Genomic DNA, 14582 nt, shown 5'->3' on the forward strand with positions numbered 1-14582 from the left:
CGGTACGGCTTGCCGTCGATCAACGCCGCACCCGACGTCGGCTGATCCAAACCCAGGATCATCCGCATCGTCGTCGACTTACCCGCACCGTTGGGGCCCAGAAAGCCCGTCACGATGCCCGGCTTGACCGTGAACGACAAATCGTCCACCGCTTTCGTCGGTCCGTAAACCTTGGTCAATCCCCTCAACTCGATCATGAGGACCAGTCAACCATGAAAACCGAACTGTCGGAACTTTCGGACGCCAACAGAGAAAGCCGTTGCGTGCGTTCACTGTCGGCGCTAGTATCGAATGTATGTTCGACACTACCGGGGGGTAAAAGTGACGACGAAAGTATCTGAACAGGCGATATCCAAACAGACGATATCCGAAGAGACGATCGGACAATTCCGAGCGTCACTCGTCAGCATGGATCGTTCCATCGACAACGCAGCTCGCGTGGATCTACTACGCGCACTGGAAGAGCTGAAGGCCAGTTGCGCTGGGGCCCAGGCATTGCTGGCTGCCGATCTCGACACGGTAACCCGCAAGGACCGCGGCGAACGGGGAGTTCCGCGCTCGTACCAGGGCCGTGGAATCAACGCGCAGATTGCCCTCGCACGGCGAGAGTCGGCATGGTTCGGAACTCAGCATCTCAACCTGGCCCGCGCACTGAACGACGAGATGCCGCACACACTTCGACTACTCGTCCGTGGCTCCATCAGTGAGCATCAAGCGACAATTCTCATGCGTGAAACTGCGTGTCTCACAGTCCAGGATCGCGCTGCATTGGATCGCGAGTTCTGCTGCGACGCTGCAATCTTGGACGGATGCGGCACCCACCAACTGACAGAAAGAATCCGCGCACGCACTGCGGAAATAGACGCCGACAGTGTTGCCAGACGAGCACGCAAAGCCGTACGAGACAGACGTGTGACGTCTCGGCCTGCGCCCGACACGATGTGCTGGCTCAATGTCCTACTTCCCGCTGCCGCGGGTACCGTCGTATATGCCACGCTCGGCCGCGATGCAGATTCCGTACTTGCCGGCGGGGACGATCGCACGCGAGCTCAGATCATGGCTGATCTCCTGGTGGAGCGAGTCACCGGAATCGGCCGCGCCACACCGACACCCGTCACGGTGAATCTGATTGTCTCCGACCAGTCGCTACTCGGCGACGGTTCCGACCCTGCCCACGTCCACGGGTACGGACCTGTTCCAGCAGCCATCGCACGTGAATGGATCACCTTGTCCGGCGAGGACTCCGAAACCATGACTACGGTTCGAAAGCTCTACGCACGCCCCGATACGGGCGCACTGACCGCAATGGAATCCACCGCGAGAACCTTCCCGAAGGGGTTGGCACGATTGATCGAACTTCGTGATCGAAGCTGCCGCACTCCGTGGTGCGACGCGCCGGTTCGCCACCGCGACCACATTCGCGATCACTCGAGGGGTGGCCTCACCAGCGCAGCCAACGGTGCCGGGTTGTGCGCGGCATGCAACTACGCGAAACAGGGCTCGGACTGGTCTGCCGAACCTGTACCAGGTATCCGGCACACCTTCACCACGATGACGCCTACCGGGCACCGATATTCGTCTGAGGCTCCGCCACTTCCGACCCCCTGGGCCGGTCCCGACGCGGCCTGAGTTCCTCGGTGTCGCTCACGATCCTCGGTGAGCCAGTGCGTTCACAAACACCTCGGAAATCTCCGAGGGGTCACGAGCGATGTATGTCGAACCGCCCGTCACGCGGGAGATATCGGCGAGCGCCGCCGCATCGGCGTCATCGGTGATGCCGATGGTGACGATGATGACCGGACGCGCCGGATCCTGCTCGCGTGCAAGAACATCGAGCAGCTGTTCACGGCTGATGCTGTCGGGATCTTCGTTGGCACCGTCGGTCAAGATGATGACGCTGTTGACCGCTCGCGGATCGTACGATTCCTGCACCTTACGGAAGGCGGCCAGCGTCGTGTCGTACAAACCGGTGGCGCCACGCTTGAGTTCGGTGAGCCGGTTCGCCTGATCAGCCATCAACTTTCGCTGAGTCACGCCGTCGACGATGGTGTCGTAGCGCCTGATCGGCACCAATTCCTGAAAGTCCTGGGTTCCGTTCATACCTTGGGAGAACGCCCAGAGACCGGCAGCGACACTGTCCGGGAAGACCTGATTGCCGGCGAGAGCGGCAGCAGTGGTCAACTGCATGCGCGTCTTGCCGCCTGCTGCCGGGTAGTCCATCGATGCAGACACGTCGATCGCAACGAGTGTCCGGATCGGCTTGGCCATCAGAGCCCAAGCGCCCAGCGTTTGATCGGCCACCGACTGTTCGGAGACCGTCAAGGCCGTCACGTCACCAACTCCACCTTCGACAGCTCCACCGCCGGAAGTACGGAAACCGCTGCGTGTCAGAACTTCCTGTGCAGATTCACTGTGCAACAGGTCGGCGATGGCGTCACTCTTCTTCGCTGCCGCGTAGTGCCGATCCGGCGCCGAGGCACTGACCACCAGGGGGTAATCCATGATCATGGTTCCAGTCGCCGGTACTGTCGCGGAAATCTTCGACTCGGCTTTCGTGAACTCGACGACCTGTTGCTCGGTCGAAACACCGACCTTGCCGGAGCTGACCAATTCGGTGAGCATCTTCTGCCCTACCGGCTGATCTTCGGTACGAACGCTCTCTGCTTGGGCATGGGGTACGAGTGCCGCTCGAACCGATTCGGAGGTGGCCCCGGTCTCCGCGAGGGCTCCAAGAATGGGCGCCGACGCAACCCCGGTGAACAACGGATTGCCCAGCGCGAGATCGGGAACCTGAAGCGCCGTGAGCCAACTGGCAAACTGCTCGCCACCGCCGGACGCGAGGACGACAGGCGAGGTGGCGATCGAACCACCGGCGGCAGCGACCGGCCCCTTGGCCGTCAGTGCAGCTTTGCCGACCCACGCTGTCGAATCCGGTATCCACATGTCCGGTGCGTCCACGCCCTTGCCCAGGGTTCCCGCTACGTCGCCTGGCAACGCAGAGGTGACCGTGATCCGCGAACAGCCTGTCTGCTCCGGCGACGATTCTGCGAGGATCTCCGTGACTGCAGGCGCGATCGCAGGATCTGCTGCCAGCGAGTACTCGTCGACGCTCTCGCAGGAATCGGACTGTGTTGCCTTGAAGACCACCACCCCGGTAGCGACTACCGCGACGGCAACCAACCCACCCACTGCGTAGAACCCGATCGATCGCCCGCTGTCAGGACTCGAATGCCGTCCGCCCGCCATGAAATCTGCCCTTCCGAGGCCACTCGCACTAGGACATACCGACGGCATGCGTGCGACTGGAGCTATCCCTACCGGGCGGTAGTGTAGCCAAGAACACAGAAATTCCAACTAGCGCTGAATCGCCGGAGAACCGACGAGCCCATATTCCGGGACAGCCCGACCGAAGTCGCGAACCTTCAAGCGTCGCAGCGACTTTTCAGCAAACCGCTCTTCTCAGAAGAGCTCGCGCTTCTGGACCTTGCCCATCGCGTTACGCGGCAGAGTCTCGGCGAAGCGAACCTCACGGGGACGCTTGTGCGCCGACAACTCAGCCCCGACCAACTCGACCAATTCAGCTTCGGTGACCTCGGGGCTCCCGGGCTTACGGACTACGACGGCGATGATCCGCTGACCCAGATCGGCGTCGGGGACACCGATCACCGCAACTTCGGACACCGAAGGGTGCCCGAGGATGGCGGTCTCGATCTCGCCGGCGCCGACTCTGAATCCACCGGTTTTGATCAAGTCGATGGATTCGCGGCCGACGATTCGGTGGAACCCACCCTCGTCGATGACGGCGACATCACCGGTCTTGAAGTAGCCGTCCTCCGTCCAGGACTCGGCGGTTGCGTCTGGACGGTTCAAGTAGCCGTCGAAAAGCATCGGCCCACGTACCTGTAGACCGCCGATACTCTCGCCGTCGTGTGGCACGTCGTCGCCCTTCTCGTCACGAAGACGAGTCTCGACTCCGCGCAGCGGCACGCCGACCCACCCTGGGCGTCGCTCGCCGTCGAAACGTGTGCTCAGAGTCAGCATCGTCTCACTCATGCCGTATCGCTCGATGGGCGTCAATCCTGTTCGGTCCCGCAGCTTTTCGAAGACAGGCACAGGAAGCGGCGCACTGCCGGAAACCAGAAGTCGGGCACCGGACAACGCGCAGGCAGCTTCTTCGTCCTCGGCGATACGCGACCAGACGGTGGGAACACCGAAGTAGAGGGAGCCTTTCGCCCGGGCGTAATTTTCCGGCGTCGGCTTGACGGTGTGGATCACCCGGCTGCCGATCCGGAGGGGGCCGAGGATTCCGAGGATCAGTCCGTGCACGTGGAAGAGCGGAAGCCCGTGGACGAGCGTGTCTCGCCACGTCCAGTCCCAGGCCTCGGCGAGCGCGTCGATCCCGGCTGCGATGGCCGAGCGACTGAGCAGAACGCCCTTCGGTGGGCCAGTGGTTCCGGACGTGTACAGGACGAATGCTGTGGACTGCGGTGCCGGTTCGGGATAGCTGTGCCACGAGCGAGCGTGCAACCGGACGGGAACTACCGGCAGAGTGTCGCAGTGGTCGTCCGTTTCACCGAGCCACGCCTGGGCCCCGGAGTCACGCAGAATGTGCTCCCGTTCAGCCTTCCCCGAGTCCGGCGGGACCGGCACAACGGTGACACCGGCAATCAATGCCCCGACGACGGCGAGAATCGTTTTTGCTGTGGGAGTTGCCAATACGGCAACCCGATCGGCCTGCGCCACTCGTTCCGCGACCGAGGTCGCGGCACCGAGAATGGCACTCCGCGAGAGAACCGTGTCACCGATCGTCACGGCGTCGTCGAGGTCGTCACCGCGGGCGACAGCAAGGGGGTTCAGTGATCTCAGCAGCACCACGACAGCATCTCACAGCGCCGAAGGTCGCAAACTTTCTCCTGCCCGACGCGCATCTATCGAGTGCGGAGGGAACAGCGTCACCAGCGCCGCCCCCAAGAGCGCCCCGGAAAGAACGGCGAATCCGTGCGCGTCGTCGACCGTCACCAGGGTTGCGCCGCCGACGACAATCACGGCCGTCAGAACAATCTCAGGCATTCGCGGGCGCACCAGAACACCGATCCCCGCGGCCGCCGCTGCCAGAGCAAGTGTGGCACCGGAGTTACCTGCGCCGGTCGACGGAAAGACTGCGGTGGTGAGCAAACCGAACAACAGTTGACCGAACAGGAAGAGAGCCCAGCCACGTGCGGCGCCCCAGAGCCGGAACGCAGGCGGTGCAACCACGGCCAGCGTCACGAGATTGGTGACGGTTCCTGCGACCCCTCCGTCCTGGACGAGCACGGAGGTCAGAATGCGCCACCATTGACCGTCGCGAATCAATGCGGGATCACGACGAAACATCTCGAGTAGTCCTGGTATCAGCGCCTGCAGGATGGACGGCACTGCAACCATCAGCCAGAGGAGAGCTGCCGAGAGTGGGAACTCTCCGAAAACTCGACGACTTTTCAACCACACGAGCATCAGTGCAACCGAGGCAACAACGACAGCAAAAATCAGTACCGCGTCCAAGCCGCCGGTCCCTGAGGTGGTCACAGCGCGACCTTACATCGGACCGATACCGACATCAGGGAACCTGACACCTGGGAAAGGACACAGTTCAGGCGGAGAGGCGCTTTGCTGCCGCGGCGATTCGTTCGTCTGTTGCAGTGAGCGCGATCCGCACGTGCTTGCTCCCGCTCGGACCGTAGAACTCACCGGGGGCAACGAGAATCCCACGATCGGCGAACCAACTGACCGTCGCTCGACATTCCTCGCCGCGCGTCGCCCAGAGGTACAGACCCGCCTCGGAATTGTCGACGGTGAATCCGGCGCCTCGAACAGCTTCGATCAACACGCTGCGACGCTCGCGGTACCGCTCGCGCTGGATGTTCTCGTGTTGGTCGTCGCCCAAAGCTGCGGTCATCRCCGCCTGGATCGGCAGCGGCAGGATCATGCCCGCGTGCTTACGCACCTCGAGCAGTTCCGACACCAAAGCCGGATCACCGGTGACGAACCCCGCGCGATAGCTCGCGAGATTGGACGTCTTCGAAAGTGAGTGGACCGCAAGCAAACCGGTCAGATCGCCGTCGTTGACCCGGGGATCGAGAATGGAGAGCGCATCCGATTCCCACGTCAATCCGAGGTAGCACTCGTCGGAGACGACGATCGCGCCCCGCTCGCGCGCCCAGGCCACGACCTTCTGCAAGTGCTCGAGGCCGAGCACTTTGCCGGTGGGGTTCGACGGCGAGTTCACGAAGATCATCGCCGCCGACTCGGGACCGAGCTTGTTCAAGCCGTCGGCGCGCAGGACGCGAGCGCCTGCCAGCTTCGCCGCGACCTCGTACGTCGGATATGCCAACTCCGGAATGACCACCAGATCGTCGGCTCCGAGACCGAGCAATGTCGGCAGCCACGCGATCATTTCCTTCGTGCCGATCGCCGGCAGGACCGCTGCCGGATCGACGTCGGGAATGTTGTAACGGCGATCGAGTGACTCCGCTACGGCCTCGCGAAGTGCGAGCGTGCCGTGCGTCGTCGGATATCCGGGTATCTCGGCAACAGAAGACAAAGCCTCCTGTATCACCGGATCAACGGGATCAACCGGCGTTCCCACGGACAGGTTCACGATGCCGTCGGGATGAGAGTGCGCCTTCGCCGTGACGTCGGCGAGCGAATCCCACGGAAAATCAGGAAGCCCAGCGGCCACCGGAGTACGAGACAAGATCTCTAGTCCTCACCCATGGGAGGCAGCGCCTTGATGAACGGCGTGTCGTAGTCGACCTTGCCGAGCTTGGCCGCTCCACCCGGCGAACCGAGATCGTCGAAGAAATCGACGTTGGTGCTGATGTACGCGTTCCACTGGTCCGGGACGTCGTCTTCGTAGAAGATGGCTTCGACGGGACAGACAGGCTCACACGCGCCGCAGTCGACACACTCGTCGGGGTGGATGTAAAGCATGCGTCCACCCTCGTAGATGCAGTCGACAGGGCATTCTTCGATGCACGCCTTGTCCATCACATCTACACACGGTTCAGCAATCGTGTAGGTCACTGCCGATCTCCCTGCCTTCCTGTCGTGCATCGCCGCCGCAACACGCAGTTGCAAGGGGCCGAAAATCCGATACGACTCTCACGTACCGCGGGAACAGCCTATTATCCCCCTGCCAACCGACTCTGAGCAGGCGGGGGTAACACATTTCAGCCTACTGCGGTGATGTTCCTCGACCGAATCGCGATCCACTTCTCCCCCGCAGCAGCCGCGCGGACCAAAGCGCCGCGCTCACCGAGATAATCCGCCACGACGCCGACCACCGGAATCTTGCCGAAAATCTCGTACGGTTTTGTCCGCGACGGCCGCTTGTGCAACTCGTCCGTGATGGCACGAAAAGTCTTGGACGTGCGCCACAAGGTGCCGATGAGCGCGAACGGGCGCCAGGTCTCGTCGGTGCCGCTGACCGACTTTTCGGCGAAATCCTCACCGGCGAGCAGATCTCGGGACTTGGTCTCACGCCGGCACAGCACCGACGCCAGGAGGTCCACCTGCTGATCCCGCTCCGTCACTCCGTGTTCACGGGCAACCGCAACGAGCACAACCGCCTGATTCGCGAATGCCAAGAGGTCCTGGATCGGCAGCCGATTGAGGAGGACTCCGAAGATGCCAGGGAACGCGACGGCAACGGTGTTGAGTGCACCCAACCGGGTCGTCCACCACTTCGAGCGCTGCTCGTCGGTCATCACCGACCACGCCGCCGTCCCGGGGAACTTGACGACGTCGAGGACCCAGGCCGCCGCGTCCAACACCATCGCTGCGGCATTTCGCTCGGGATCGGTCGGCTCGAAGGTCCGACGCTTGATACCGAGCGGATCGCTGTAGGCGAGATCGAGAACCGGGTTGATCCCCCATACCGCTCGATCGAGAACCTCGACGACCTTGCGGTCCCCCAGAACATCGGCCATCAGGCAATCGCTCCTTCGCGTCGTGCATGTGTGGTGGTTCGTTCGCGCGCCGGGCGTCCGATTCCCTCGGCGATGGCGCGCAGTTCTGCGACGGTCTTCTCGGAGCCGTGTTCGGAGCCTGCCATCCGCGAGATCGTCTCCTCCATCAGCGTTCCGCCGAGGTCGTTGGCTCCGCCGTTGAGCATCATCTGCGTTCCGGTGATCCCGAGCTTGACCCAGCTGGTCTGGATGTTGGGGATACGACCGTGCAGCATGATGCGTGCCAGTGCATGCGCAGCGCGGTTGTCCCGGTTGGTCGGCCCTGGCCGTGAAGCGCCCGCCAGGTACAGCGGCGCGCTCTGGTGAACGAACGGCAGCAGCACGAACTCCGTGAATCCTCCTGTACGGTCCTGGATTCCGCGAAGAACGTTCAGGTGCCCGACCCAGTGGTGCGGCTGATCGACATGCCCGTACATCATCGTCGAACTCGACCGCAGTCCCACCTCGTGGGCCGTGGTGACCACTTCGATCCACTCCGCCGTCGGCAGTTTGCCCTTGGTGAGGATCCAGCGCACCTCGTCGTCGAGGATCTCCGCTGCCGTACCGGGAATGGTGTCCAGGCCCGCCTCACGCAGAGCGGTCAGCCAATCCCTGATGCTTTCACCGCTGCGCGATGCACCGTTGACGATCTCCATCGGCGAGAACGCGTGGACGTGCATCGACGGCACGCGCTTCTTGACGGCCCGGACCAGGTCGGCGTAACCGGTGACGGGAAGTTCCGGATCGATACCGCCCTGCATGCACACCTCGGTCGCGCCGGCGACGTGCGCTTCCCACGCACGGTCGGCGACCTGCTCTGCCGACAGCGTGAACGCGTCGGCGTCGCCCTTGCGCTGCGCGAATGCACAGAACCGGCAGCCCGTGTAGCAAATGTTGGTGAAGTTGATGTTCCGGTTCACCACGTAGGTGACGTCCTCGCCGACGGCATCCTTGCGTAGCGCATCCGCCAGTGCCACAACAGCTTCCAGGCCCGGGCCCTCCGCCGTGGCAAGGGCCAGGTACTCGTCGTCGGAACATCCGGCCGGGTCGCGTTCGGCACTGCGCAGCGCAGCCAGCAGATCGGTGTCGACGCGAATCGGAGCACTCAGCTCGAGGACCTGTTCGCGCACGGTCTCCCAGTYGCCGAACGCACTGCCCAGGTCACTGCGGGTCTCGGTGTTGCGCCCGTCCGTGTCGATCTCGGTATTGAGATCGACGCGTCCGCTCGATTCCCACGACTCGTCCGGTTCCTGCCACGGTCGACCCACAGGCTTGGTGTCGGGCAGGGCGAGGCCGGTCTTGGGGTCCGCCAGTGCCTGAACGTGGCCCGCAATGCGCGGATCGATCCACGGAGCCCCCGCCAAGACATATGCCGGCTGAGCCGCAGTCCGTTCGGTCAGCGTGAAGCCGCCCTCGGCGCTGATCTCCGCCAAGGTCTCGAGATTCGGCCACGGACGCTCCGGGTTGACGTGATCGGGGGTCAACGGTGACACCCCGCCCCAGTCGTCCACACCGGCGCCGAGCAGCGCAAGGCACTCGCTGTTCGAGACGAGATTCGGCGGACTCTGAATCCGCATCGTCGGCCCGAGCAGCAGGCGTGCGACGGCGATGGCCGCGAGAAACTCGTCGAGTCCCGCATCAGGGGTATCGCGCATCGCGGTATCAGGTTTGGCCAGGAAGTTCTGAATGATCACTTCCTGGATGTGCCCGAACGCCTTCTGCGACTTACGTATCGCCATGATCGATTCGGCACGCTCGAGGAAGTTCTCCCCGATGCCCACAAGAATTCCCGTGGTGAACGGGATGTTCAGTCGGCCTGCGTCGGTCAGGGTGCGTAGCCGAACCGCCGGGTCCTTGTCCGGGCTGCCGTAGTGGCATTCGCCCTTGTCGGTGAACAGGCGGGTTGCGGTCGTCTCGAGCATCATGCCCATCGACGGAGCAACGGGCTTGAGCCGCGAGAGTTCCTGCCAGCTCATCACACCGGGATTGAGGTGCGGGAGCAGTCCGGTCTCCTCGAGCACCCGGATCGACATCGCCCGCACGTAGTCGAGGGTGGAGYCGTAGCCGCGTTCGTCCAGCCACTGCTTTGCTTCCGGCCAGCGAGCCTCGGGGCGATCACCCAGCGTGAACAACGCTTCCTTGCAGCCCAATTCGGCACCTGCCCGAGCGATGTCCAAAACCTCGTCCGGCTCCAGGAACATGCCGTGCCCAGCGGCACGCAGCTTCCCCGGCACCGTGACGAACGTGCAGTAGTGGCACTTGTCCTGGCACAGACGGGTCAGCGGAATGAAAACCTTCCGCGAATACGTCACGGTGTTCGGCCGACCCGCTGCCAGCAGACCCGCATCGCGAACCTTGGCCGCCGAGGAACACAGATCGGTCAGATCGGTTCCCCGCGCCTGCAGCAGCGTTGCCGCCTCGTCGACGTTCAGGGTCGCTCCATCGCGTGCACGACGGAGAACTCGCCGCATCGCCGACGCTGACGGGCCGGGCGACGGACTGGACGAGGCGGACGCGGAAATACCTGGCATCGGAAGCATGGTGGGTTTGCCGGAGTCATCACCAGTTCGGTTCACCTAGCGATCATGCGCCATGTGGGACGACTAGTGCCACCCGGTGCCAGAAGTAGGAGGCCTTACCGCCCCGACACGGCCTCGATCACGACGGCCGGTAGTCGTCGTCGACCGCGACCTCGACTCGTTGATCCACCACGTCAGCCACTGGCGCGTCGAGTGGAATGTCGGTCAGATCGGGTTCTTCGGGGGCGTTCGGATCTACGGGTGTCGATTGTTCGAGCGCATCTGATTCCGGAGCCTCCGGGTCGAATGTCGCATCTTGTTCGGTCATCACGTGCTCCCTTCGCAGTCGCCACACTCCACGATAGGGCCGATGTCGACAGATCGCCCCTCACTCGACCAAAGTAGTGCCCATGACTGCCCCGCAACCGCTGACCATGGCCGACCCGTTATGGCGACCCAGCGCCAAAGCCCCGAGGCTGTGGGCAATCACTGCCTCGCTGTTCTGGGTACCCGTCATCGTCGCCGAAATCGTCTGTGCCGTCTTGATACCCGGAATCCCGTCCTGGGTGGTGGGCCTGGTCTTCGCAGTCACCGTCCTATTCGCGGCCACCTACATTCTGATGGTTCCGGCGTGGCGGTATCGCGTCCACCGATGGGAAATCAGTGACACTGCGGTGTACACACGCACGGGGTGGTTCACCCARGAACGACGGATCGCACCGATATCGCGCGTGCAGACCGTGGACACCGAACGCGGACCGATCGACCGCATGTTGGGTCTGGCAACCGTGACCGTCACTACGGCGTCGTCGGCCGGGGCTGTGAAGATCTCCGCGCTCGACCAGGAAATCGCCGACCGCACAGTGGCCCAACTGACGGAGATCGCGGGCACCAACGTGGGAGACGCAACGTGAACGAGAAGCAGTTGGGCGACCCGACCGCGATCGAAATCCCGGTCGAGGCGGAAACGGCAGCTGCCGAGGCAGCCGAGGAGGAACAGCCATGGCTCCGCCTCGACCGCCGCATGCTTCTGGTCCACCCCGTCAACGAAGTCGTCAAACTGCTCCCGGTCCTACTCGTCTCCGTAGTTCTCGGCAGCCAATCCGGAAACCACTGGTGGGGACTCGGCGTCGTCACTCTGCTCGTCGTCTTCGGTCTGTTGCGGTACTTCACCACCACGTACCGAATCGGGCCCGTTCACGTACAACTGCGCACCGGGGTATTCCAGAAAAAGCTGCTCTCTGTCCCGCGTAGCCGCATCCGATCCGTCGACGTCGAGGCCGGGGTCATGCACCGACTGCTCGGGCTGTCGATCGTGCGCATCGGGACCGGCCAGCGCGCCGGGATCGGCCACGATTCGAACAAGTTCGAACTCAATGCCCTCTCGACTGCCCTGGTTCCGGACCTACGTGCCGCACTGTTGGCCGGCGCGCAACAGGCACGGCGACTGGAAACCCCGGGCACACCGGTCGAGAACATCGCCGAACCGGTCGACACCGAGATCGGTCACTGGGAGCCCAGTTGGGTTCGCTACGCTCCATTTTCGTTCACCGGAATCGCCATCATCGCAGCGATCATCGGCATCTCGTTCCAATACGGCATCGGCACTGCCGTCGCGAAATCGTCGGCAGTAAGCGACAGCTTCGACTCACTCGAGAGCCTCGGCATCGCGCTGATGGTCGTCATCGCACTCGTCGTGCTGCTGGTGCTGTCGAGTGCACTCGCCTGCGTCCAGTACCTGATCGCGTTCGGCAACATGAAACTCACCGACAACGGCCGCATCCTGCATGTCAGTCACGGCCTGTTGAAAACTCGGCAAACCACACTCGACCGCGCCCGCCTCCGCGGCACGACGCTCAAGGAACCGCTTCTACTGCGATTGGCCCGCGGCGCGCGGCTCGACGCCATCATGACCGGGGTCAGCGCCGAGAAGAAGGAATCTTCGCTGCTGCTCCCGCAGGGACCACGCAGGGAAGCCGAGCGAGTGATGGCCACCGTCATCGGTGACTCACGTCAGGCGTCCGCCCCGCTGATCCCGCACGGCCCGGCCGCGCGGCGTCGCCGGTACACCAGGGCACTGTTTCTCGCGACAGTGGCGTTTCTGGTCTGCGTGGCGTGCGCGGCTTCTGGTCTGGATGTCCCGATCTACGCGTGGTTCGGGGTCGCCGTACTCGCCATCGCTGGCGCTGCCCTCGCCTACGACCGATACAACGGCCTCGGCCACGCAGTCCTGCCGGGATGGTTGATCACCCGAAGCGGCTCGCTCGATCGCCAGCGCCACAGCCTCGAATCCGAAGGTGTCATCGGATGGACGGTGCGCGAGACGTTCTTCCAGCGACGCGCAGGCGTGGCAACCGTCATCGCCGCGACGCCAGCAGGCACCGGAAGCTACGAGGTGATCGATCTCCCCGCCGAGAACGCGTGGGCATTGATCGAAGCCGTCACTCCGGGCGGTGGCGACGTTTGGGCAGGTCGTCGATGATGAGCCTCGCCAGCGAACCGAGACGCGATCGCTCCGGCTGGATGGTCGGAACGCCGAGCAACTCCAGCGGGGCGGCCGTCACCGGTCCGACGCAGTAGGTCGGTACCGGTCCGCGCATAGCTGCGACGAACCGCTCCAGTTCGCCCATTTCTTTTGCCGTGCTGAGCATCGAGGACACCGCGGGGGCACTGGTGAAGGTCAGCGCGTCGATTGCACCGGAACGAACTGCAGCGACCAACGCGCGGACTGGCGACTGATCCGGCGGCCGGATCCACCGATAGACCGACACCGGGGTGACAACCGCGCCGATGTCGGCGAGGGAGGCGCTCAGGTCCGTCAACGGCTCCCATTCGGTGATGGTGCCGTGCAACTGGACTGCGACGCGTAAGCCTGCCACTCCCTCGCTTCCGAGGTGCGCCAGAACTTCTTCGGACGACTCACCCGAAGGCGACCATTCCTCGCGCAGTCCGGCGCCCCGGATGGCGCCCGTCGCCTTGGGGCCGCGGGCGATGATGCGCGTCCGGGCCAGAGCTCCGAGGAACTCGTCGGTCAAACCCCACGACGCGACGGCGTCGAGCCAACCCCGAAAGCCGATTCCGGTGCTGATCACGACCAATTCCGGTGGATCGGCAATCAACGCGGACGTCTGAGTACGCAGGTCCCGATCGTCCACCAACGGCAGCACATGGATCACCGGTGTCCGCACGATCTCCGCGCCTCGACGTTCGAGGAGCGTCGCAAATTCTTCGACACGCCGTTCTGCGGTCAAGGCGATAGTCGCGCCCGCCAGATCATCTTCAGCCACAGGCTGAGTGTCCCTTATGGATGGGTCACTTTCCTACGCGCGCGCCGAGAACTATTGCGAACTGAGGGTGGCAAGCCTGTTGATCGCTACTTTGAAGAGGAAAACCGCGGCCGGAGCGATTGCGCCGACCAGCAGTAAGAACGTCAGAGGGGACGAGAGCACCAGCACGTCGCCGCCCGGACCGCCCACCATGCACACCAAGAACCCGACGATCCAACCGGCGAGCGGCAATGCGGCCATACCCGGCGTCGTAACCGTGCGGGCGGCGATCACCAATACGAGGTTCGCGGTCGCTGCCACGAGAATGCTGATCGGAAATGCGGTCGTACCGAGATGAGTCGGCAAGAACAGGACGGACAACACTGCGCACAAGAACCCGTCGAAAATCAGGACACCGAGGATGATGGGGTCGAGCCACGACAGCGACGTTTCTGTCGAAGCGTCTGTGTTGTTCTCGGCCGTGATCATGGTTTTGATAGTGGTCTATCGACGGCCAACGCGCGAGCGCGGGGTCCCCTCCCGACAAGCACCCCGGCTCGCGCCCGAAAAGCACGAAGTCGATCAGGGAACCGGCGGGAACCCGAGCAGCGTCAGCAGATGACTTTGCTGATCTGCAAACGCGTAGAGCGATCCGTAATACATGTCGTGGTAGTAACCGGCCATCGGACGCAACGAATCGACGAAGGCGACGATCTGGTTCTGCAGGTCCCAGTTGTACATTTCTTCAGCCCCCAGGCTTTGCTGTTACCGAAAGGACCACCCATCCGGTGACACGCATCACACACCACTAC

General features: G+C 63.4%; 15 protein-coding genes. 3 read left to right on the forward strand and 12 right to left on the reverse strand.

Annotated elements, in window-relative coordinates:
- Window positions 1-197 (reverse strand): ATP-binding cassette domain-containing protein (locus AC1DWA_RS08370; RefSeq protein WP_477916587.1); only part of this gene is annotated, 197 nt, incomplete at its 3' end.
- 211 nt (window positions 198-408) lie between these two features.
- On the opposite strand from AC1DWA_RS08370, the gene AC1DWA_RS08375 reads away from it, so the two are divergent.
- The gene (locus AC1DWA_RS08375; protein WP_477846202.1) at window positions 409-1629 is read left to right on the forward strand and encodes an HNH endonuclease; all 1221 of its coding nucleotides are present in this window, start codon (window positions 409-411) and stop codon (window positions 1627-1629) included.
- A gap of 15 nt (window positions 1630-1644) precedes the next feature.
- Here the strand turns inward: AC1DWA_RS08375 and AC1DWA_RS08380 are convergent, their stop codons facing one another.
- From AC1DWA_RS08380 to AC1DWA_RS08415, 8 genes are all read right to left on the reverse strand, one after another.
- A complete protein-coding gene (locus AC1DWA_RS08380) occupies window positions 1645-3246 on the reverse strand; it encodes a substrate-binding and VWA domain-containing protein (RefSeq protein ID WP_029536790.1) in 1602 nt (533 codons plus the stop codon).
- 213 nt (window positions 3247-3459) lie between these two features.
- A complete protein-coding gene (locus tag AC1DWA_RS08385; RefSeq protein WP_477846244.1) occupies window positions 3460-4872 on the reverse strand; it encodes an acyl-CoA synthetase in 1413 nt (470 codons plus the stop codon).
- A 12-nt stretch (window positions 4873-4884) separates the two neighbouring features.
- Window positions 4885-5565, reverse strand: a complete 681-nt coding sequence (locus tag AC1DWA_RS08390) for a rhomboid family intramembrane serine protease (RefSeq protein ID WP_020908478.1) — start codon at window positions 5563-5565, stop codon at window positions 4885-4887.
- Between the two features lie 64 nt (window positions 5566-5629).
- Window positions 5630-6733: a succinyldiaminopimelate transaminase gene (gene dapC / locus AC1DWA_RS08395; RefSeq protein WP_477916589.1), complete on the reverse strand. Its 1104-nt coding sequence runs from the start codon at window positions 6731-6733 to the stop codon at window positions 5630-5632.
- 5 nt (window positions 6734-6738) lie between these two features.
- Complete coding sequence (gene fdxA, locus AC1DWA_RS08400) at window positions 6739-7062, reverse strand: ferredoxin (protein WP_070796103.1); 324 nt, start codon at window positions 7060-7062, stop codon at window positions 6739-6741.
- Between the two features lie 146 nt (window positions 7063-7208).
- Entirely contained in the window at window positions 7209-7967 is a 759-nt protein-coding gene (locus AC1DWA_RS08405; protein WP_019744515.1) for a hypothetical protein, read from the reverse strand.
- On the reverse strand, window positions 7967-10525 hold the full coding sequence (locus AC1DWA_RS08410) for a bifunctional FO biosynthesis protein CofGH (RefSeq protein WP_477916618.1): 2559 nt from the start codon (window positions 10523-10525) through the stop codon (window positions 7967-7969). Before AC1DWA_RS08410 ends, AC1DWA_RS08405 begins: the two co-directional genes overlap by 1 nt.
- Before the next feature lie 118 nt (window positions 10526-10643).
- Complete coding sequence (locus AC1DWA_RS08415; protein ID WP_003945217.1) at window positions 10644-10832, reverse strand: hypothetical protein; 189 nt, start codon at window positions 10830-10832, stop codon at window positions 10644-10646.
- Between the two features lie 82 nt (window positions 10833-10914).
- Here AC1DWA_RS08415 and AC1DWA_RS08420 point away from each other — a divergent pair, with 82 nt between their 5' ends.
- Window positions 10915-11418, forward strand: a complete 504-nt coding sequence (locus AC1DWA_RS08420) for a PH domain-containing protein (protein WP_020970221.1) — start codon at window positions 10915-10917, stop codon at window positions 11416-11418.
- A complete protein-coding gene (locus tag AC1DWA_RS08425; protein WP_021345012.1) occupies window positions 11415-12986 on the forward strand; it encodes a PH domain-containing protein in 1572 nt (523 codons plus the stop codon). The genes AC1DWA_RS08420 and AC1DWA_RS08425 overlap by 4 nt, the downstream gene beginning before the upstream one ends.
- Here the strand turns inward: AC1DWA_RS08425 and AC1DWA_RS08430 are convergent.
- From AC1DWA_RS08430 to AC1DWA_RS08440, 3 genes are all read right to left on the reverse strand, one after another.
- Window positions 12946-13791: a uroporphyrinogen-III synthase gene (locus tag AC1DWA_RS08430; protein WP_019744520.1), complete on the reverse strand. Its 846-nt coding sequence runs from the start codon at window positions 13789-13791 to the stop codon at window positions 12946-12948. The genes AC1DWA_RS08425 and AC1DWA_RS08430 overlap by 41 nt on opposite strands.
- Window positions 13792-13842: 51 nt before the next feature.
- The gene (locus AC1DWA_RS08435) at window positions 13843-14259 is read right to left on the reverse strand and encodes a hypothetical protein (RefSeq protein ID WP_019744521.1); all 417 of its coding nucleotides are present in this window, start codon (window positions 14257-14259) and stop codon (window positions 13843-13845) included.
- Window positions 14260-14352: 93 nt separating this feature from the next.
- Window positions 14353-14511, reverse strand: a complete 159-nt coding sequence (locus tag AC1DWA_RS08440) for a hypothetical protein (RefSeq protein WP_019744522.1) — start codon at window positions 14509-14511, stop codon at window positions 14353-14355.
- Window positions 14512-14582 lie beyond the last annotated feature (71 nt).

The sequence above is a fragment of the Rhodococcus sp. P4_F3_2 genome (genome assembly GCF_056401335.1).